Source organism: Microtetraspora sp. AC03309 (assembly GCF_020826795.1).
Taxonomy (GTDB): Bacteria; Actinomycetota; Actinomycetes; order Streptosporangiales; family Streptosporangiaceae; genus Microtetraspora; species Microtetraspora glauca.
Window position 1 is genome coordinate 14,928 of record NZ_JADDIL010000036.1, and the last position, 19,375, is coordinate 34,302.

15 protein-coding genes are annotated in these 19,375 nt (G+C 72.1%); 5 read left to right on the top strand and 10 right to left on the bottom strand.

Annotated elements, in window-relative coordinates; all coding sequences use genetic code 11:
- Positions 1 to 250: 250 nt before the first annotated feature.
- Positions 251 to 3,109, bottom strand: coding sequence for a VIT domain-containing protein (locus IMZ11_RS21800; protein ID WP_228644204.1), 2,859 nt, complete (start codon positions 3,107 to 3,109; stop codon positions 251 to 253).
- Between the two features lie 3 nt (positions 3,110 to 3,112).
- Positions 3,113 to 4,060 carry a helix-turn-helix domain-containing protein gene (locus IMZ11_RS21805; RefSeq protein ID WP_228644205.1) on the bottom strand — a complete coding sequence of 316 codons (948 nt, stop codon included), beginning with the start codon at positions 4,058 to 4,060 and terminating at the stop codon, positions 3,113 to 3,115.
- Between the two features lie 115 nt (positions 4,061 to 4,175).
- Between IMZ11_RS21805 and IMZ11_RS21810 the strand changes: the two genes are divergently transcribed.
- Entirely contained in the window at positions 4,176 to 4,643 is a 468-nt protein-coding gene (locus IMZ11_RS21810) for a Dps family protein (RefSeq protein WP_228644206.1), read from the top strand.
- A gap of 15 nt (positions 4,644 to 4,658) precedes the next feature.
- Here the strand turns inward: IMZ11_RS21810 and IMZ11_RS21815 are convergent, their stop codons facing one another.
- The gene (locus IMZ11_RS21815) at positions 4,659 to 8,273 is read right to left on the bottom strand and encodes a P-loop NTPase fold protein (RefSeq protein WP_228644207.1); all 3,615 of its coding nucleotides are present in this window, start codon (positions 8,271 to 8,273) and stop codon (positions 4,659 to 4,661) included.
- A gap of 12 nt (positions 8,274 to 8,285) precedes the next feature.
- Between IMZ11_RS21815 and IMZ11_RS21820 the strand changes: the two genes are divergently transcribed.
- Together IMZ11_RS21820 and IMZ11_RS21825 are read left to right on the top strand one after the other, a co-directional pair.
- Positions 8,286 to 8,432 carry a hypothetical protein gene (locus IMZ11_RS21820; protein ID WP_228644208.1) on the top strand — a complete coding sequence of 49 codons (147 nt, stop codon included), beginning with the start codon at positions 8,286 to 8,288 and terminating at the stop codon, positions 8,430 to 8,432.
- Positions 8,433 to 8,569: 137 nt separating this feature from the next.
- The gene (locus IMZ11_RS21825; RefSeq protein WP_228644209.1) at positions 8,570 to 9,766 is read left to right on the top strand and encodes an alkaline phosphatase PhoX; all 1,197 of its coding nucleotides are present in this window, start codon (positions 8,570 to 8,572) and stop codon (positions 9,764 to 9,766) included.
- Here the strand turns inward: IMZ11_RS21825 and IMZ11_RS21830 are convergent.
- The 6 genes from IMZ11_RS21830 to IMZ11_RS21860 form a co-directional block, all read right to left on the bottom strand.
- The gene (locus IMZ11_RS21830; protein WP_228644210.1) at positions 9,695 to 10,552 is read right to left on the bottom strand and encodes an ABC transporter ATP-binding protein; all 858 of its coding nucleotides are present in this window, start codon (positions 10,550 to 10,552) and stop codon (positions 9,695 to 9,697) included. The two genes, IMZ11_RS21825 and IMZ11_RS21830, sit on opposite strands and share 72 nt — an antisense overlap.
- On the bottom strand, positions 10,533 to 11,582 hold the full coding sequence (locus IMZ11_RS21835) for an ABC transporter substrate-binding protein (RefSeq protein ID WP_228644211.1): 1,050 nt from the start codon (positions 11,580 to 11,582) through the stop codon (positions 10,533 to 10,535). Before IMZ11_RS21835 ends, IMZ11_RS21830 begins: the two co-directional genes overlap by 20 nt.
- Positions 11,583 to 11,634: 52 nt before the next feature.
- Positions 11,635 to 12,522 (bottom strand): ABC transporter permease, encoded by an 888-nt coding sequence (locus IMZ11_RS21840; protein ID WP_228644212.1) that lies wholly within the window; start codon positions 12,520 to 12,522, stop codon positions 11,635 to 11,637.
- Complete coding sequence (locus IMZ11_RS21845) at positions 12,519 to 13,640, bottom strand: LLM class flavin-dependent oxidoreductase (RefSeq protein WP_228644213.1); 1,122 nt, start codon at positions 13,638 to 13,640, stop codon at positions 12,519 to 12,521. Before IMZ11_RS21845 ends, IMZ11_RS21840 begins: the two co-directional genes overlap by 4 nt.
- 116 nt (positions 13,641 to 13,756) lie before the next feature.
- On the bottom strand, positions 13,757 to 14,653 hold the full coding sequence (locus IMZ11_RS45960) for a helix-turn-helix domain-containing GNAT family N-acetyltransferase (RefSeq protein WP_305075894.1): 897 nt from the start codon (positions 14,651 to 14,653) through the stop codon (positions 13,757 to 13,759).
- Between the two features lie 55 nt (positions 14,654 to 14,708).
- Positions 14,709 to 16,154: a glycerol kinase GlpK gene (locus IMZ11_RS21860; protein ID WP_228644214.1), complete on the bottom strand. Its 1,446-nt coding sequence runs from the start codon at positions 16,152 to 16,154 to the stop codon at positions 14,709 to 14,711.
- A gap of 316 nt (positions 16,155 to 16,470) precedes the next feature.
- On the opposite strand from IMZ11_RS21860, the gene IMZ11_RS21865 reads away from it, so the two are divergent.
- Positions 16,471 to 17,496 carry a 6-phosphofructokinase gene (locus IMZ11_RS21865; RefSeq protein WP_061256831.1) on the top strand — a complete coding sequence of 342 codons (1,026 nt, stop codon included), beginning with the start codon at positions 16,471 to 16,473 and terminating at the stop codon, positions 17,494 to 17,496.
- A gap of 178 nt (positions 17,497 to 17,674) precedes the next feature.
- Here IMZ11_RS21865 and IMZ11_RS21870 read toward each other — a convergent pair whose 3' ends face one another.
- Entirely contained in the window at positions 17,675 to 18,502 is an 828-nt protein-coding gene (locus IMZ11_RS21870) for an MHYT domain-containing protein (protein WP_228644215.1), read from the bottom strand.
- Between the two features lie 495 nt (positions 18,503 to 18,997).
- On the opposite strand from IMZ11_RS21870, the gene IMZ11_RS21875 reads away from it, so the two are divergent.
- Entirely contained in the window at positions 18,998 to 19,270 is a 273-nt protein-coding gene (locus IMZ11_RS21875; protein ID WP_228644216.1) for a hypothetical protein, read from the top strand.
- Positions 19,271 to 19,375: the final 105 nt, after the last annotated feature.

Below are 19,375 nucleotides of genomic sequence, written 5' to 3' on the forward strand. Positions count from 1 at the left end.
CATCCGCCTCAACGAACCCCACTGACCCTCTCATGAGTTCCTCCGAGGGGGCGGAATCCATCGGGGAGCAGATCAGGCTGCTCCGCCCCCGGGGTCTCGCACGCGGGTGCGGGGTACGGCTCGTCCCCGCATCCGCGTGCTCATCGGCCGGATGCCGTCTGCGCCGGAAGACGGCCGGGTCCCTCTGGCAGATCTTTCGCTCAGGCGGATCAGTGGCGCTTGCGCTCGGGCAGATCTTCCCTCAGGCGGGTCAGCTGCGCTTCCAGAAGGGACGGCGCTCACGTTGTGCCTTTTCCTGGGTAGGTGAGTCGCTCGTCTCCGACCCCGTCGCCGTCGGCGCCGCCTGCCCGGAGGACCCGCCGGAGAGCCTCGTGAGCACGTCGACGGTCCGCCGCCAGAGCGCGGCGAGGTCGGCGGTGGCCCGCTCGGCCTGATCGAGCGCCGCCGCCAGATCGGACAGCTCGGCATGGCCGCCGATCATGTGATCGAGCACCCGCAGCCGACTGCCGAGATCGGCGAGGTAACGACGGCGGGCCTGCTCCGGAGCGGACTCTGCCGCTCGGAGCCGCCGAAGCTCCTCGGCCAGCTGTGCCCTGATGCCGTCGAGATCGGTCGCCGGTGCGGTCTCCCCGCTCTGCCTCCATCCCGGCGCACCACCGGTGAAGCCTCGGCCGGGTCGCGGAGGGCGGCCCGACTGGGCGGGAGCGGGCGATCCGGGAGCGAACGGCCCGGATGCGCGCCGTTCCCGAGAACCCGGTGCCCCGGACGGCGCGGACGAGGGCGGGGGCGGCGCTGGGACAGGTGCCGAGGCCGGTGCGGGCCGCTTCGGAGCCATCGGCGGGGCGGGCGGCTTCGGGGCCCCTGGCGGGCTTCCCGCGGGTGGCGCGTCGACCCCGGCATCCACCCAGCCGATCGGCGCGTCAGGGGCGCCACGGGGCGCAGGCCTGCTCTGTGAGAAGGCCATCGTGGTCATGGACGCCGCCATCGCCACCGGCTGGGGCGACTCCCAGCCGCTGGGCAGCTCGACCGGCTGGATCACGTGGTGCTCCGGCTCGCCCCCGGCGACGACGCGCGTGTCCACGGCGACGAACGCGGTGAACCGGCAGAGCACACCGAAACGCAGCGACGTCTCGACGATCTCCTGCTCCAGCGACCGGTCGCCCGTGGCGTACCGGTCCTCGAGGTCGCGGACATGAGCGCGCGCCCACACGGCCCGCGCCGCGCCGCCCTCGGCGGCGCCTCCCACGGCCACGGCGGGCACCCGCGTCTCCCATGGGTGTCCATCCGCGCGCAGGCCGAGCACGGTCACCGCTCCCTTTTCCCAGGGGAGGGTGGCCTGTCCCGCCGGCTCCCCGGAGGACGGTCGGACCCGATAGCGGCCAGAGACCACCAGGGGAACACCGGGATAGAGCGATCCGGCACGCGTCATCGTGTCCGGGACCAGCTCGAACCCGTCCGCGCGGAGCGAGAGGCCGGTCACCAGGGGAGAGCCGATGCGGCGGTGGATGTGCTCCATCGCATCGTCGAGGCGGTCCTCAGACTCGACCAGCTCGCACCGTCCCGAGCCGAGCAGCGCCAGCCGGCCGAGGAATCCGGCGTTCACCGCGCGGTCGATCCCGACGGCATGCACGCGGATCGTGCTCAGCCGGGCGCCGGTGCGCTCCAGGATCTGGTCCTCGTTGCCGACCTGTCCGTCGGTGACCAGCACCAGAACCCGATCTCTCGGACGGTGAGGCGCCGGGTCCGGCCCCTGGCCGGGGAAGTGGTCAGGGGAGCGGTCGGCACCCGGGTGATCGGATCGCGGCCCGTCGATCGGCCCGCCGCCCGGCCCGGCGATCGGCCCGCCGCTCAGACCGCTGCCCGGACCCGTGTCCGGCTCGCCGAGCAAGCGCAGGGCCTCCTCCATCGGGGCCAGGATCTCGGTGCCGCCCCGTGCCTCCACCCGGGACAGGTGCTCGACGGCCCGATACCGGTTGCGGTCGGTCGCCGGGGTGAGCCCTCCGGAGAAGGCCCGCTCGATCGTCGAGTCGAAGGCGAGCACGGCGAACCTGTCACGCTCGGTCAGCGTGTCGACGATGCGGGCCGCGGCCCGCCGGGCGGCGACCATCTTCCAGCCCGCCATGCTGCCCGACCTGTCCAGCAGGAGGACGACGTCTCGTGGGCCGGCGTCGGCGGACGGGTCCGTGGGCGGCACGACGGTCAACGTGAACGTGCCCTCACCGGAGGGACCGGCGGCGTCTCTGGGAACCGCCTCGTCGCCGGAGGGAGCGGCCGCCGGGAGCCGCGGCCCGGCGTCGACCAGGGAGTCGGGCGCGAGGGCCAGGGACGTGGACGGCGCGAAGGCGAGGCGCAGGATGAAATCGCGGTCCAGCCGCTCTCCGGGCAGGAGGCTGATCGTGTCACCCTCTCGGGTGATCTCGTGGAGGCTGGATCGGATCTCGCGGAGGTCCAGCCCGGCCGGGTCGATGGCCGCCGCCAGCGAGAGCCGTACCGGATTGGGGAAACCGGGGAGCAGCACCGGCGGCGTCACACGGGAGGCGTCGGGCACCGCGTCGGTGTCCGGTGCGATGCCGTCGCCCGCCCGGCCGTCGTCCAGCGGTGTGCCGGGGACATAGCGTGGCGCCACCACGAGCGGGAAGCGGAACTCGGCGGTCCCGTCCTCGAAGGGGAGGGGCTGGCTGAGCGTGAGGCGTATCCGTACACGCTCACCGGCCAGGATGTTGCCGACCCGGATGGTGAAGACGTCGGGACGGTCCTCCTCGGCCATCGCGGCCCGGCGGCCCTCGGCGAGCGCGCGGTCATAGTCGGCCCTGGCCTGCCCGCGCTCCTTCAGCACGCCGTCGATCACCCGGTCGTCCGCCTCCATGTGGAAGGCCGTCACCGCGGCCCGGGGCGGCAGCGGGAAGACGTACGTCGCCTCCAGCGTGACATCGAACGGGTTACGGAAACCCTGGACCATCTCGACCCCGGCCACGAGCCCGGCGACGCGGGCGACGATGTCCACGCTCTCCAGCGGAAGGTTGCCCCTGGCGGTTTCGAGCGTGCCCAGCCCGGCGTCGGGCACCGGACGGCATGTCTCGGGTGGCAAGGTGGTGATCGGGACAGACATCGGTCAGCTCCCTTCCGTAGAGGAACCAGGCGCGGTGGCCAGTCCTCTGGCGACGAGGTCGGCGATGAGGGGGGCGGCCGCCTCGCGGAGCGCGGCCAGGTCGTGATCGGTGGGCGTGCGCGCGGCGCTGTCCAGGATGACGGTCACTCCCGGGGCGAGCCGTACGCCGTAGACGAGGTCGGCGACGGGGGCGTGCGGCCGGAGCGGGTCTCGCGTGCAGCCGCCCAGGACGTCGACGGGTATCGGAGCGAGACCGGCCGCCGGCCGGACGTCACCGGCGCCGATCGGCGTGCGGACGGGACCGCCCGGCCCGTTGATCGGCGCCGGGTCGTCCACCAACGCCCGTGGGGGAGGCTGCCCCGGTTCGGCCGGGGCGGGGGAGGGACGCGTCCAGAAGCGCTCGGGCCGTGCCGTCCGGCGGCCGGTCCCGGCGGGAAGTGGAACGAAGCCTTCCGGCGCACCGCCCGCCGCGTCGGGGGCGGCGTCGCCGGTGATGTGGCCGGAGCCTTCGGTGACGCCGGGGTCGGTGCCGGGCGCGGCCCGCACGGCGGGGCCCGAGGTGAAGGCCGCCGCGTCGACGGCGTGGTCCGCGGAGGTGCCTGCGGAAGTGTCTGTGGAGGTGTCTGCGGAGGTGTCCGCTGCGCCGGACAGGCCGGAGACGCGTTCCAGCATGCCGTCGGTCGCTCCGGCGAGCTCGGCCTGGATGGCCGCGATCGACAGGCCCTCGGCCTGGCGGCGTTTGATCGCGACGAGCTGGAGCAGATGACGTCGCCAGTAGAGAGCGACCCGGCCACGCCGGGCCAGCGGCGGGTCGAGCAGGCCGATCGTCGTGTACCACCGGATGAGCCGTGCGTTCGGCACGTCACGGACCCGCCCGTTGTGCCGCGGCCCGGCACCGAGCAGACCCGCCGCCCGCTCGGCCAGCTCTCCGATGGTCCACGTCTCACTCATGCCGCCATAGTGACACTGTCATCGTGACAGTGTCAATGTTTATCGGACGTGGAAGGGGTAGTCCTGCTAGGCCGTTGTACTGATGACAGACTCCGATCGAGGGGGAGGTACCTTCATGACCTCGATAAGCAGTCCGCTCTCGTCCGAGAACAAGAAGATCGTCACGGATTGCCTTCAGGGGGCGTTGATCGATCTGATCGACCTGTCCCTGGAGGGCAAGCAAGCCCACTGGAATGTGATCGGACGCCACTTCCGCTCGATCCATCTGCACCTCGACGAGATCGTGGACCTCGCCCGTGAGAGCGCGGACCTGGTCGCCGAGCGTGAGGTGGCCCTCGGGTCCAACCCCGACGGCCGCCCCGGGACCGTGGCGAGGGACAGTCACGTCACGCGGGTCGACAGCGGCTACATCGAGGACGGCAAGGTCATCGCGATCTTCACTGACGTTCTCGAGTCGATCATCCGCCGGATGCGGGAGCGCGTCGACGCGACCGAGACGACCGACCCTGTCACGCAGGACCTTCTCATCGGGATCACCCGTGATCTCGAGAAGCACCACTGGATGATGCAGGCCCAGCGCTGATCGTCCGGGTGCTCCTCACAGGAGCCTGCGGGCGAGACCGGCCACGGACGGACGGCTCGCCAGCAACTCGCGCAGGGCGTCCCATTCCGGGGCGCCCTCGTGCGTTTCCTCCCCCGTTTCCTCGCGCGTTTCACCCCTTGGTTCCTCGCCCGTTTCGGGCGGATCCCCGTCGTTCATACGCGTACGCGGCATGCCGGCCCGCTCGTGCGGCTGCGCACCGCTCCGCGGCCGGACCGCACGGTCCGCCGGGTGGGCGCCCTCCGGCCACAGGGGGCGCCCCATGGACCGGGCGTTCTCCGTGCGCGTCGCCGCCCTCCCGTACGGCGCCAGCCCGCACCGGGCGAGCGCCGCCTCCCAGGCGCGGGCGCGACCGGTGGACGCCGCCCGTTCCAGAACGTCCAGGACCGTCTCCCCGGAGCCGCACTCCCTGGCCAGCGCGGACAGCAGATGCGGCCACCGGACGGCCAGCGCCGCGACCTTCGCCACGGCGGCGTCGTCGGCGCGGTCCGCCCCGGCCAGGCCCTGCCGGTACGTCACGAACGAGTAGAACCTGAAGACGTTCACATAGCGCTTGAGCTGGCGCGGATTGGTCGCGGACAGGGCGGGAAGCGCCGCCTCGATCGCCCGGTAGGCGTTCTCGTCCGTATAGAGGTCGTCATACACCCGGTCGGCGGCGAGGCGCGTCTCCGGCCACAGGTCCAGGGCGGTCCCGCCGTCGGGGCGGCCTTCCCCGGCGGCCACCGCCTGCTGGGCGTCCCGGGCGGCCGTGTCCAGCGTGTCCCCGGTCGGCCCTGCGGCCCGGATGGCCGACTCCAGGAGCTCCACGAGCCGCAGGTCGGGGGTGCGGCTCCCGGGCGGTCCCGGCGCGTCCGAGTCGTGAGGGCCGGCTCCTTGAGCGTGAGCCCTCGGAGAACGGGCTTCGCGCCCGCCACGCGGGCTTCCGGCACCCTCGCCGTCCCGTGGCGCGGTCCACCCCCAGAAGCGTGCGTCCCCCGTCCGGTCAGCTGCCGTCCCGGCCCACGCGGGCCGGGACGGGTTCGTCCTGAGCGCGCGGGAGCTTCCCGTCCCGGCCTCCCTAGGTCGTGGAGCGCGATGCCCGTCCTCCGCCGACCGGCCCGGGAAGGCTCCGGTATCCGTGTCGTCCATGCCGCCGGAGCCGGGCGTCCGCGGCCTCCCGGCGGGCGGGCGCCCTCCGGGGTGGTCCACGCCCAGTAGCGCGCTGACGTACCCGGGAAGGCGGTGGGCGTCCTCCAGCACCGGCAGGCTGAGCGGAAGCTGGACGATCTTCTCCAGGAAGCGCCAGCCGAGACCGGAACGCAGTTCTCCGGGCATGGCCTCCACGAGAACCTGGTAGGCGACCTCCACGTGGGCCACCACGACCTCGGGTTCCATGGCCAGGACGAAGACGCAGTCCGGGAACTCCCCGGCGAGGAAGAGGTTGATCGCCTCGATCACCTGGGCCACCGTCCCGGAGCCGCAGCGGTCCAGGTCGTCGACGAAGACCACGAGCGGACGCTCCTCCGTGGCCACCAGACGCAGCACCCGCCGCATGTCGGCCTGGACGAGGTGCAGGAATCCCGTCTTCGCGCCGTATCCGGGGTCGGTCACCAGATCACGCGCCAGCCCGGGAGCGGGCCCGAGGAGGTCGGGTGGCTGGATCAGCCGGCCGAACGCCGTGTCGGCCGACTCCGTCAGGAACCGCGCCAGCCGCAGCGCCCCCGCGACGAACACGCCCACCGATCCGCACGTGCCGAGCGCGGCGGCCGCCGCGCGCAGGGCGGGGCCGAGAGCGGGCACCAGTGCGGCGGCGCCGAGCGAGGCACAGGTGAGCACCAGTGTGGCGGCGAGCCCGAGCGCGACGGGTGTGAGCCGGGTGATCGCCATCCGGTAGGCCCGGCGGCGCACCGCCTCGCGGTCGATCCTGCCGAGGTTGAGCTCCAGCCAGAACCGCTCGCGCTCACCCCGGGGCAACCGGCCGGTGACCTGGGAGATGATCTCGTGCGCGAGCCCGGCCCAGACCTGCTCGCCGTTCTGGTACATCCACGGGTTGAACCACACCGTGGGCCGCCAGTCGGAGGCGCGCAGCGCGAGCCGCTCCGGCGCCGAGAGGTCGGCGTCCTCACGGGAGCGCTCGGCCGCCCGTCGCCGGGCGCGCGAGAGAACCTCGGCGTTGGTCACCCCGGGAGGTTCCGCGCCCTGTCCGCCCCCGCGGCCCCGCGGGGGCCACAGCCGGGAGAGCAGGGACCGTTTCCGCGCCCTCCCCTGCGGCGCGGGACGCGCGAGGTGGATCTCGGCCGGCCTGCCGTCCGCCGCCCCCGGATCGAGCAGCTCCTGGATCATGCGCATCAGCGACGTCTTGCCGGTGCCCCATGGTCCCTTGATCCCGATCGTGAGCGGCGGCGACGTCTCGGGATGGCGGACGAACGCCGCGATCGCCTCCGCGTAGATCCGGTGCCCGAGCTGGTCGTCCGTCGTCCAGCGGTCCGGGGTCAGCCTGGCCCGTGGCTGCACGGCACGCCGGTCGGCCCGCCACCGCCGCAGCGCCGTGGAGGCGCGGTTGTGCTCCTCACGGGTCAGCCGCTCCCGCCCCGCGTCGCGTACGGACGGGTGGGCGGGCGAGCCCGCGCGGTCGGTCAGCTCCCACGGTGTGCCCAGCTCGGCGAGGGCGCGGGCCCCGGCTCCCGCGCCGTCCGTGAGCAGCAGGTCCGCGAGTTCGGGGGTCAGCGGCTCGTCGTCCTCCAGCAGCGACGCGAGCCGCAGCAGCCGCTGCGCCGACGATCCCAGGTACACGTCGTAGATCCGGGTCACGATCTCGTACGCCGTGGAGGGGACGGCGGTCTCGCCCCGCCTGACCAGCTCGCCGGCCGCTGGGAGCAGTTCCCCGGGGAGGGTGCCCGAGGCGGCCCGGCCCGTACGCGCGAGGGGAACGGCGGGCGCGTCTCCGTACATGATCAGGCGGGGACGCAGCCCGGTCCCGGCGCAGGCCGTGACGGCGTACCGATGCAGGTCGGCGATGGTGATCACGCCGTCGCCGTCGACGTCGGCGGCCCCGGTGAGGAAGCCGTCGGCGATCAGGCCGGTGAGCGAGAACCCCCGCGCGGGCGGTCGTTCGCCCACGGCCAGACCGGTCGTCAGGGCCGCCGCCACGATGGACGGTTCGCCGCGTACGGGCAGCCTGCTGACGCTGCGGCCGGAGCCGTCCGAGTCCGCGTCGCCGGTGTCGACGACCCAGCCGAAGTCCACGATCATCACGAGGGCGTCAGCGGCGCAGTCACCGGCGCGCCGCGCGAACCCGCTGATCAGCGCGGCGAAGTCACGGGGACTCCAGCCGCGGCCCGTCGGCCAGCGGACGACGAGGAGATCGCCCGGCTCGGCCGCGTCGAGGAACCTGCCGAAGTGGTGGTGGTCCAGGGAGCCCCCGCCAGGCACGGACTCGACCGCGTACCCGTTCGTCGCCAGCGCGCCGACCAGCCGCCGGGCGGGCAGGCCGCCGGAAGGGTCTCCGGCCGGTGCGCCCGGGTCCTCCGGATCGAGGAACACCAGCGCCTTGCGGGCGTGGACACGGCCGTCCGTCGGCTCGTCGGCCGGGTAGGTGCCCGGGGCCGGGACGTCTACCGTGCCGTGGCTCATGGATCGATCACCGTGGTCCGCTGGGAGGGCTGGAGCGGCCTCAATGTAAACCTGGGCGTGTTCGAGATGATCGCGACGGGCGGCGTCGATTACGTACTTCTCGCGCAAAGTTTGCACGGACGAAGCGTGGGGATTCCCCGGGCGTTCACCACGTTTTGATCGGCTGTCAGGACCGACCGTGCGTAGCGTGCCAACGCGACGCAGCGGACACACGCCACGGACACGGTGGCGGGCGGCGGGAAACGGGTACTGAGCCGATCCGGGCCGTGTGCCCACGACAGGCCAAGGAGACGATCATGTCGCGTCGTACGTCCGTGCTGCCGGAGATGGTCCCCGTGCTGACCGGCTCGCTGTGGCGCTCCGCATGCACGGCGCCCGGTGTCCGGAGGGCACGTGGCGGCCCCGTCCCGTCCGGTGGGCCTCCCGTCCAAGGTGACCCCGCCGGGCGTACGGGCGGGGGCGCGGGCGGCAGCCCGTACGGGGACCTGGACGCGCCGGACGGCAACGGCATCGCCCTCGCCCGCGGGTTCACCAGCCGCGTCGTCGGGCGCTCCGGCGAGCGGGTGGGCGGGCTGACCTGGCACGCCGCGCCCGTCGGCGGCGGGTGCTTCGCCGACGGAGACGGCTGGATCTACGTGTCCAACTCGGAGGTCCCGCTGCTCGGCGGTGTGTCGGCGCTCCGGTTCGGCCCGGACGGGACCGTCAGGAACGGCTATCGGATCCTCTCCGGGACCGAGTGGAACCGCGCGGGCGGGGCCACTCCGTGGGACACCTGGCTGTCCTGCGAGGAGACCGGTCGCGGCCGGATCTTCGAGTGCGACCCCTACGGCCACCGCGCCGCCATGCCCCGGCTCGCGATGGGACTGTTCCGGCACGAGGGGGCCGCGTTCGATCCGGCCCGGGCGGCCGTCTACCTGACCGAGGGTGAGCCGGACGGCTGCTTCTACCGCTTCCGGCCCGAGGAGTGGGGCGACCTGACGACCGGCGTCCTGGAGGTCATGGTGGGCGGGCCGGGGAGCGGGCCGGTCGGCTGGCGGCGCGTGCCGAACCCGGCCGCCCTGTTCGAGCCGACGCGGGAGCAGGTCGAGGGGGCCAAGCGGTTCGACGGAAGCGGAGGATGCCACTACTCGTCCGGCTTCTGCTACTTCACCACCGAAGGCGACGGGCGTGTCTGGGCGTACGACGCCGAGAAAGAGCGGATCACGACCCTCCGCGGCGGGGACGCGCCGCCGGACGAGGGAGACGACGCGGCCCCGGGCCTGACCGGCGATCTCTTCGTCGCCGAGTGCGGCGGCGCCATGGAGATCACCGTCATCACGGATGCCGGCATGGCCACGCCGTTCCTGCGCGTCACCGGCCACGGCGAGTCGGAGATCACCGGCCCCGCCTTCTCGCCGGACGGCGGCAGGCTCTACTTCTCCTCACGCCTCGGCGGCGAGGGTTCGCCCGCGGCCGGGATCACCTACGAGGTCACCGGCCCCTTCCGCGGCTGAGCGGACCACCTCGGCGAGCCGTTCCCGCGACACGCCGAAACGCGGGTCGGTCCGGGGATGGTCGAGGACGGGCAACTCGGAGCGCTCATCCAGCACCACCCGCCCAGGAGAGCCGCTGAGCGCGAGGATCCGAGTGCCCAGATAGACCGCCTCGTCCACGCTGTGGGTGATGAAGACGACCGTCGTCCCGGTGCGCCGCCACAGGTCGCGCACCTCGTCCTGCATGCGTTCGCGGGTGAACGCGTCGAGCGCCGCGAACGGCTCGTCCATCAGCAGCACGCGCGGGCCGGGCGCCAGCGCGCGGGCGATCGCCGCCCGCTGCCGCATGCCTCCCGACAGTTCGTACGGCCGCAGCCGCGCGGCGTCGGCGAGGCCGGTCAGCGCGAGCAGTTCGTCCACCCGGGCGACCCGCTCGGCCTTGGGGCGGTGCCGCAGCCCGAAACCGACGTTGGCGGCCACCGTGAGCCAGGGGAACAGCCGGGACTGCTGGAACACGAACCCGCGCGAGGGATCCGGACCGTCGACCGGCACGCCGGAGGCGGTGATGCCTCCGGCCGTCGGCGCGGTGAATCCGGCGATCGCGCGCAGCAGCGTGCTCTTGCCGCATCCGGAGGGACCCACCACGGTCACGAACTCGCCCGCCTCGATCGTGAGATCGATCGGCCCGAGCGCCAGACGGCCGCGGTAGGAGTGGGAGACCCCTTTCAGCTCGATCGCCGCCGCGGCGCCTCCCACTGGACCGTCCACTGTGCCGTCCACTGTGCGGTCAGCTGCCGGCGAAGGCATCGGCGAGCTCCTTGGTGGCCAGCCCCTTCTGGAAGACGTCCAGCGCGGGCACGGCGTCGACCTTCTGTTGGGTCTTGAGGAATTCCGCCGCGCTGCGCAGGTGCTCGGCCAGCTTGCCCGGCGCGTCGGGCGTGCCGAGATAGTCGGCGGACCGTTGCTCCGACGCGTCGAGCAGCACGAGCTGGTCGAGCTGGCGGGTCGCCTCCTCCGGGCTGAGGTTGAGCTGGCGGCCGATCGCCGCCGCGGCCGCCGCCTTGTCCGTACGGGTCAGCTTGACGGCCCTGTCCTGCTGCCGCAGCCACTGGTCGAGCGCCTTCGGGTACTTCTCGGCGAACTCGGTGCGCACCACGGCGAGGTCGGCGGTCAGCTTGCCGCGCTGGGCCAGCTCCCGGCTGGTGACCAGCGTCTTCCCGGTCTTCTGCAGCTCGGCGAGCACCGGCGTCCACACGTACGCGCCGTCGATGTCCCCGCGCTGCCAGGCGGCCTGGATGTCCGGCGGCTCCATGTCGAGGATCTTGACCTGCGACTCCGAGAGACCGGCCTCGGCCAGGACCGCGAGCAGGCTGTAGTGCGTCGTCGAACTGAACGGCGCGGCGACCCGCTTGCCGGCCAGCCCCTTGACGTCCGTGATGCCGTTTCGCGCGACCAGGGCCTCGTTGTCCCCGATGACGTCGAAGATCCACGGCACCTGGTAGGCGATGTTCAGCGGCGCCGACAGGCCCTTGGTCACGGGGCTGCTCCCGGCGAGGCCGATGTCGATCGCGCCGGAGATCATCGCGGTGTTGACGTCGCCGCCGGAGTCGAACTTGCTCCACACGATCGTCGTTCCGGGCAGGGACTGCTCCAGCCACTTCTGGTCCTTGACGATCAGATCGCCGTTCGGGATCAGCTGGTAGCCGATGCGCAGGGTCTCCGGCGCGCCGTTCGCGGCGGCCGTGCCGCCGGAGCCGGAGTCCGAACCGGATCCTCCGGAGCCGCAGGCGGCGAGCGCCAGCGCGGCGGTGGCGAGCAGGACGCCGAGTCTCTTCATGAGAATGATTCCTTTCGGGCGGGAAGTGCGCCGCCGCTGACGACGAGCGGGCTCAGGTCCTGCCGCGCCAGGGCACGAGCACCCGGTCGAGCGACTGCAGGAGGAAATCGATCAGCAGGCCGGAGAGGCCGATGACGACGATGCCGAGGATCACCACATCGGTCTGGTTGTAGCGCTGGGCGTCGCGGACCAAGCCGCCGATCCCCGGCACTCCGTTGACGGTCTCGGCGGCGACCACCGTCGTGTACGCGACTCCGACGGCGACGCGGACTCCGGTGATGATCTCGGGGAGGGCGCTCGGCAGCACCACCCGCCAGGGGAGCGCCCAGCGCGGGGCGCCCAGGGATCTGGCCGCGTTGAGATAGTCCTCGTGCACGCCGCGTACGGCCTCCGCCGTCGCCACGGCCACGGGAGGCAGCGAGGCGAGGAGGAGCAGCCAGATCTTGGGCTCCTCGTCGATGCCGAACCAGATCACCAGCAGGCTGAGATAGGCGAGTGGGGGCAGCGTGCGCACGAACGTGACCAGAGGGCCGAGCAGCGCCCGCGCCGAGGGGAGCATGCCGATCAGCAGGCCGAGCGAGATCCCTCCGGCGATGCCGTACAGGCAGCCGATGAGGATGCGGCGCAGGCTGGCGAGCAGATGCTCGGCCAGCGGGTAGCCGCTGTACCCCTCGGTCGCGGTCCTGACGAACTGCCGCCACACCGCGGCCGGCTCCGGCACGAACACGGGCGGCCAGATCTTCGCCATCGCCACGGCCTGCCAGACCGCCACGATCACGGTTATCGCCAGCAGGCGCAGCCCGGCCGCCCGCCACAGCCCCGCCCCCGTCCTCCCGCGAACGCCCCGGGAAGCGGACGAGGTGGACGGTGCCGACGGGCTCGGCGGGCTCGGCGGGGTGGAGAGGCCGGAGGGGGCAGAGGTCGCGGGCTGCGCGCTCACGCCGAGACTCCGGACACGCGGCCGGGTACATCGTCCGCGGCGCGGTCGACGCCGGACCGGAGGCGGGGGAGCACGAACTCGCCGACGCGCAGGGCCTCTTCGAGGTGCGGCCAGCCGGACAGGATGAACTCCTCCAGCCCGAGCGCGGCGTACTCCCTGATCCGCTCGGCCACCTCGTCGTAGTCGCCGACGAGCGCCGTTCCCGCGCCCTCGCGGACGAGGCCCACACCCGCCCACAGGTTGGGGGAGATCTCCAACTCGGCGGCGGATCCTCCGTGGAGGTCCGCCATGCGCCGCTGGCCGACCGAGTCCATCCGAGCGAACCGCGCCTGGGCGGCCGCGATCCGCTCCGGGTCCATGCCGTCGAGGAGCCGCCGCGCGTACGTCCACGCCTCCTCGGAGGTCTCGCGGGCGATGACGTGCAGGCGGATGCCGTACCGCAGGGTCCTGCCGGTCTTGGCGGTGAGCGCGCGCATCCGCGCGACCCGCTCGGCGATCATCGCGGGTGGCTCGCCCCACATCAGGTAGACGTCGGCCTGCTCGGCGGCGACCCGCTCGGCCGCGGGGGAGGCGCCGCCGAAGTAGATCTCCGGGGCGGGCGCGAGCGGTGTGGCCAGGCCGCCGCCCTCGACGCGGTGATAGTCGCCGTCGAAGTCGAACGGCGTGCCCTCCCAGGTCCTGCGCAGGACGTCGAGGTACTCGGCCGTGCGGGCGTAGCGCTCGTCGTGTCCGAGGAAGTCGCCGTAGGCCCGCTGTTCCTTCGGGTCGCCGCCGGTCACGACGTTGAGCAGCATCCGTCCGCCGCTGATCTCCTGGAACGCCTGGACCTGCTGGGCGAGCAGCGTCGGCAGAGTGAAGCCCGGCCGGAACGCGACGAGCAGCCGCAGCCGTTCGGTGCGCGCGGCGACGGCCGCGCACGTCACGAGCGGGTCGGGACAACCGGCGCCCACCGGGGTCAGCGCCGCCTCGAACCCGGCGGTCTCCGCGGCCTGCGCGACCTGGACGAGGTAAGGGAGCGTCGCGGGGCGGTCGGGGGCGGTTCCCGCCGCGACGGTCGTGGTGGCCGGCCGGACATGGTGACCGTCGCCTGTCGTCGGAAGGAACCAGTGGAACCGCATGTCGACGCCTCGGGGGTAAGGGGGAACCGATACGCCGCGATGGTATCCGATTATTCCTACTTATAAAAGCGGAATTAGGGGGAATATGTTCCAGGGCTCAGCGGCCGTGACCCCGGTCAGAGGTCCATGGCCCATACCTCCTCCACCACCGCCTGGCCCGAGTCCTCGCCGGGATGCTCCTCGACCAGCTCGAATCCGGCGTTTCCGTAGATCCTGCGCGCGCCGACCAGCGCGTCCCTGGTCCACAGCATGATCCGCCGGTAGCCCGCCCCGCGGGCGAAGCGCAGGCACTCCTCGACCAGCCGCCGGCCGATGCCCATGCCGCGCGTGGACGGCTCCACCAGGAGCAGCCTGAGCTGCGCGGTCGTGTCGTCCTTGCGCACGCAGAACACGCTGCCCACCGGGCGGCCGTCCACCTCGGCGATCCAGCCCGCCTCCCGCGCGGGATCATGCCCGGCCGCGTAGTCGGCGACGATCCTCGCCACCAGGGCCTCGAACGCGGCTCCCCACCCGTACTCCTCGCTGTAGAGGACGCCGTGCCGGTGGACCACCCAGCCGAGGTCGCCCGGACGCGGTGGCCTGATGACGTACGGCTCCCGCCGCGCGGGCGGGTCGAGGGCGTCCTGGATCGTGGCCATCGCCGCCAGCAGCCGCCGCCGGTCCTCCTCCGTCAGCGGGTCGAGCATCGCTCCGACATCGACGACCGAGCGCTCGTCGAGCATCGCGTACGCCGCCCGGCCCTTGTCTGTGAGCCGTACGACCTGGCGGCGTCCGTCCCGCGCCGACTTCTCGCGCGTGATGAGCCCGTCCGTCTCGAACCTGCCGAGGAGCCGGCTCAGGTAGCCGGGGTCCAGGCCGAGCGTCCTGCTGATCGCCCCGGCCTCGGAGGACGTGCTGAGCTCGAAGAGCACCCGGGCCTCGGTCAGCGAATAGGGCGTGTCCAGCATGCCGACGCCGAGAACGCCGATGACGCCGGTGTAGAAGCGGTTGAACGCGCGGACTTCGGCCACCATGTCCATTGCCTACCTCAACTATCTCGTTGACTGAGGCAACGATATGTCGACGGGGTCAGGAAGCCCAGTCCCGCGCGCGGTCGACCGCCTTCTTCCAGAGGGCGTAGCCCGTACCGTCCTCGGGCGCGGGCTCGAAGCGGCGGTCGAGCCGCCAGGTGGCGCGCAGCTCCTCCTGGGAGGACCAGATCCCCGCCCCGAGCCCGGCGAGGAACGCCGCGCCCAGGGCCGTCGTCTCCTGGACGACCGGCCGCTCGACCGGTGTGCCGATCTGGTCCGCCTGCAGCTGCATGAGCAGGTCGTTGGCGCTGGCCCCGCCGTCGGCCTTCAGTACGGGTACGGGGAGGTCCATCGTCTCCACGATGTCGCGCACCTCGAAGGCGATCGCCTCCAGCGTCGCCCGCACGACGTGCGCGCGCCTCGTACCGCGCGTGATGCCGAGGATCGTGCCCCGCGCGTCCGGATCCCAGTACGGCGCGCCGAGACCGGTCAGGGCGGGGACGAAGACGACGCCTCCCGAGTCGGGCACGGTCCGCGCGACGGCCTCGGTCTCGGCCGCGCTCTGGATCAGGCCAAGGCCGTCGCGCAGCCACTGGACGGCGGCCCCGGTGACGAACATCGCCCCTTCCAGCGCGTACGTCAGGGCGCCGGACGGGGCCTGCCAGGCCACCGTGGTGAGCAGGCCCGCCGCCGAGCGGACGATCTCGTCACCGGTGTTGACGAGGATGAACGAGCCCGTGCCGTAGGTGCACTTCACGTCGCCGGGGGAGAAGCACGCCTGGCCGAACAGCGCGGCCTGCTGGTCGCCGGCCACGCCGCTGATCGGCAGGTCGAGTCCGAGGAACGCCTCGGGGGACGTCCGGCCGATCTCCCCGTAGTTCGGGACCAGCTCCGGGAGCGCGTCCTCCGGCACGCCGAACAGCTCGCACAGCTCGGACGACCAGGTGCCGCGCGTGATGTCGTATAGCAGCGTCCTGGACGCGTTGGACGGGTCGGTCACGTGCCGCCGGCCGTTCGTGAGCCTGGCGATCAGGTAGGAGTCCACCGTGCCGATCGCCAGATTGCCGGCATGCCACGACCGGGGGTCGTTCTCGGCCAGCCAGGCCAGCTTGGTGCCGGTGAAGTACGGGTCGAGTCGCAGGCCGGTCAGCTCGGACACCCGGGGCTCGTGCGCGCGCAGCCGGTCGCAGACGTCCGAGGAGCGGCGGTCCTGCCAGACGATCGCCCTGCGCGGGGCGGCCAGCGTGGTCCGGTCCCACAGGACCGCGGTCTCCCGCTGGTTCGTGACGCCGACGCAGCGGGGAGCCGTCGCGGCTCCGTCCAGCGCGGCGCGGCAGGCCGCGAGCGTCGCCTGCCAGATCTCCTCGGGGGCGTGCTCCACCCAGCCGGGCCGGGGGAAATGCTGGGCGAACTCCTCGTATCCGCGTGACTCGATCCGGCCGTCCTCGGACACGACCAGGGCCGTCACCCCGGTCGTCCCCGCGTCGATCGCCAGGACGCTCACCGCGCCTCCTTCGCCGGCACGTTGGCTACTGTGTTGTGGGCGGATACTAACCCGCTGGTTCGCTACCCGGGCAGGGTGCGCCGGGACGCGAGACCGGCGCGGTAAGACCGATGTGCCGGGGGAGGCTGATAGGGAAGACGCCGCCGCGCGGCCGGTTCCGGGAATCCCGGCGCGGCGTGAGCCGGCTCGTTAAGCTTGATCACCCAACCTCACATTTGGTCTAGACCATTGGTGACACCTCGGGCAGAATGCGTTGCGTTGACGTGCTGGAGTGCCGGCATCGGTCTGGCCGTGAATCCATATGGAGGAACCCGTCATGCGTATCGGAGTGCTGACCGGAGGCGGCGACTGCCCCGGCCTGAACGCCGTGATCCGCGCCGTCGTCCGCAAGGGCATCGCCGTCTACGGACACGAGTTCGTCGGCTACCGTGACGGCTGGCGTGGCCCGCTCGAGGGCGAGACCATGGAGCTGGGCATCCCGGCCGTGCGCGGCATCCTTCCGCGCGGCGGCACGATCCTCGGCTCCTCCCGCACGAACCCGATCAAGATCGAGGGCGGTGTCGAGCGGATCAAGGAGAACCTTGCCGCGTCCGGCGTCGACGCTCTGATCGCCATCGGCGGCGAGGACACCCTCGGCGTCGCCAAGCAGCTCTACGACCGGGACGTGCGGGTCGTCGGCGTTCCCAAGACGATCGACAACGACCTCAACGCCACCGACTACACCTTCGGCTTCGACACCGCCGTGAACATCGCGATGGAGGCCATCGACCGCCTCCACACCACGGCCGAGTCGCACCACCGCGCGCTCATCTGCGAGGTCATGGGCCGCCACGCGGGCTGGATCGCCCTGCACGCCGGTATGGCCGCGGGCGCCAACGTCATCCTGATCCCGGAGAAGCCGTTCGACATCGACCGCGTCTGCTCCTATGTGGAGTCGCGGTTCCAGACCCGCTACTCGCCGATCATCGTCGTGGCCGAGGGCGCCCATCCGATCGAGGGGCAGATGGCCCTGCAGGCCGGCGAGCTCGACGCGTTCGGGCACGTACGGCTCGGCGGCATCGGTGAGATGCTCGCCCAGGAGATCGAGAAGCGTACCGGCAAGGAGGCCCGCACCACGGTCCTCGGCCACATCCAGCGTGGGGGCACGCCCACCGCCTACGACCGGGTCCTGGCCACCCGCTTCGGCCTCGGCGCCATCGACGCCGTCCACGAGGGCGACTACGGCAAGATGATCGCCCTCAACGGTACGGACATCGTCCGGGTCGGCCTCGACGCGGCCACCGCCGAGCTCAAGACCGTCCCGGCCTCGCGTTACGAGGAGGCCGAGGTCTTCTTCGGCTGATCGGCGTCGCCGTGAGGGCCGTCCCGGGAGCTCCGGGGCGGCCCTCCGCGTTCACGGGGCGGCGCGCCTTCACATGGGGCCCGTGTACACGGGGTGACGCGGGTTCGCGCACGCCCGCGTTCGCGGGCGTGGACACCCTCCCACGACGTCCTCGCGCCCGCGCCCGCCATATCCGCCGTCATTCCTGGCGGCGGTGGTGCTGCGGCTCATGCGGGAGGGGCGCCATCGACCCGGCCCGCCGCCCGGCGAGCCACTCCAGCAGCTCCGCCTCCGCGCGCAGCTCACGCTCCGAGGGGGCGAGGATGGCCGACAGCAGCATCACCAGAGTGAACATGCTGATGAGGACCAGCAGCGGCACCAGGAAATCGAGGGCCTGGGCGCCGGGGACCATGCCCGGGTCGTGATCGAGCCGCACGCTCATCGCGAACATCCCGGTGTAGTGCATGCCGCTGACCGCCACCCCCATGATCAGGGCGGCCCCGGTGGTCGGGAGGGCGCCGCGCACGCGCAGCGTGAACCAGAGCGCGACCGTCGCGGCGACGACCGCGATCAGGATCGACACGGCGACGACGGACGGGTCGTAGCTGACGTGTCCCGGCATGTTCATGGCCGCCATGCCGACGTAGTGCATGCAGGCCACACCGCTTCCGGTGAGCAGCCCGCCGGCGAGCAGCGGACCCGGCCGCTCGCCGCCGTACGACACGAGGAACAGTCCGGCGCCCACCACGGTGATCGCGATGAGCGCGGAGGCGACGGTGAGCGGGATGTCGTAGCGGATCGGGGCGTTCCCGACGTCGAATCCCATCATCGCGATGAAGTGCATGACCCAGATCCCGGTGCCGCCGATCGACACGGCGCCTCCGGCGAGCCAGCGCACCCGCGCGCCGCCGACCGCGAAGCGGGCGCGCGCGGTCAGCATCAGCCCGAGCATCGAGCCGATGCTGGACATCACGTACGCGAGCAGCGGTGTGAGCAGACCATACGAGAAATGGTTTATGGGTGCCATGAATTCACCTTTCGGTAAATCGAGACACTGGGAGTATGGCAATTACCCGCCAATTACGAGTTCCGCGTACGAGGTGATGGGGGAGTCAGGGTGAGTCTTTTCGCCCCGGAGGAGTGGTAATTCCTCACCGATACGGAGAGGCGCACTCCGAGTGAGGTTCTGTTCATGTTTCCCGTGGTGGTGATCGCGAGAGAGGCCGCGCGGGTCGGTCGATTTCGCGGTCGCCGGATCGGGACATGCCCGATTCTTCGCGCCGGAAAGACCGTATTCACGGGGAGTGGCTCACGCGGACCGTAGCGGCCGGTCGGCGTGCGGTTCGGAACGATGCCGCACGCGTGACCGATGCGACGGCTCTCGTGGGCGGCGAAAATCTCATCGCCGATTCTCCGTCGAATCCCGGGAACAGGGGCTGCGCGGCATCACGCAGAACCTGTACGACCACATGGAGTCCGGTTATGCTCGCGGCATCGGTCACTCGCGTGACGAGGAGCGGTCGTGTTCTCCGACGAACCGGGCGGAGTCCTTCTCTGGCTCGTATTCTGGATCGCCCAGATCATCCTTCCCGTATTGGCCGGGCTGGTCGTGTTGGCCGCGATGCTGTTCTGCTCGTTCGTGGTCACCACCGCGACGATCGCCGCCGTCCACCACGCGATTCGCCGTATCTCGCGACGCCGTCGGCGGCGACCGCGGCTCCAGGAAGATCGGCGGGAGCGGGAAGCGGGTTTGAGCGTGCTGTCGGCTTGGATGGGCCGTGCGGCGGACGACTGACTGGCCCGGCCGGCACCGAGAGGTCGTGTCTCCGGGCCGGGCGGACGAGGGCCGGGCGTGGACCGAAGCGGACTAAAGTAGCGGGGTCGCGGCGTTGTGCCTTCC

What these genes read in the sequence shown, in the direction of transcription:
- IMZ11_RS21845 (WP_228644213.1), bottom strand. Translation starts at nt 13,640, where the DNA reads ATGCGGTTCCACTGGTTCCTTCCGACGACAGGCGACGGTCACCATGTC.
- IMZ11_RS21815 (WP_228644207.1), bottom strand. Translation starts at nt 8,273, where the DNA reads ATGAGCCACGGCACGGTAGACGTCCCGGCCCCGGGCACCTACCCGGCC.
- IMZ11_RS21810 (WP_228644206.1), top strand. Translation starts at nt 4,176, where the DNA reads ATGACCTCGATAAGCAGTCCGCTCTCGTCCGAGAACAAGAAGATCGTC.
- IMZ11_RS45960 (WP_305075894.1), bottom strand. Translation starts at nt 14,653, where the DNA reads ATGGTGGCCGAAGTCCGCGCGTTCAACCGCTTCTACACCGGCGTCATC.
- IMZ11_RS21870 (WP_228644215.1), bottom strand. Translation starts at nt 18,502, where the DNA reads ATGGCACCCATAAACCATTTCTCGTATGGTCTGCTCACACCGCTGCTC.
- IMZ11_RS21805 (WP_228644205.1), bottom strand. Translation starts at nt 4,060, where the DNA reads ATGAGTGAGACGTGGACCATCGGAGAGCTGGCCGAGCGGGCGGCGGGT.
- IMZ11_RS21800 (WP_228644204.1), bottom strand. Translation starts at nt 3,109, where the DNA reads ATGTCTGTCCCGATCACCACCTTGCCACCCGAGACATGCCGTCCGGTG.
- IMZ11_RS21865 (WP_061256831.1), top strand. Translation starts at nt 16,471, where the DNA reads ATGCGTATCGGAGTGCTGACCGGAGGCGGCGACTGCCCCGGCCTGAAC.
- IMZ11_RS21830 (WP_228644210.1), bottom strand. Translation starts at nt 10,552, where the DNA reads ATGCCTTCGCCGGCAGCTGACCGCACAGTGGACGGCACAGTGGACGGT.
- IMZ11_RS21835 (WP_228644211.1), bottom strand. Translation starts at nt 11,582, where the DNA reads ATGAAGAGACTCGGCGTCCTGCTCGCCACCGCCGCGCTGGCGCTCGCC.
- IMZ11_RS21825 (WP_228644209.1), top strand. Translation starts at nt 8,570, where the DNA reads ATGTCGCGTCGTACGTCCGTGCTGCCGGAGATGGTCCCCGTGCTGACC.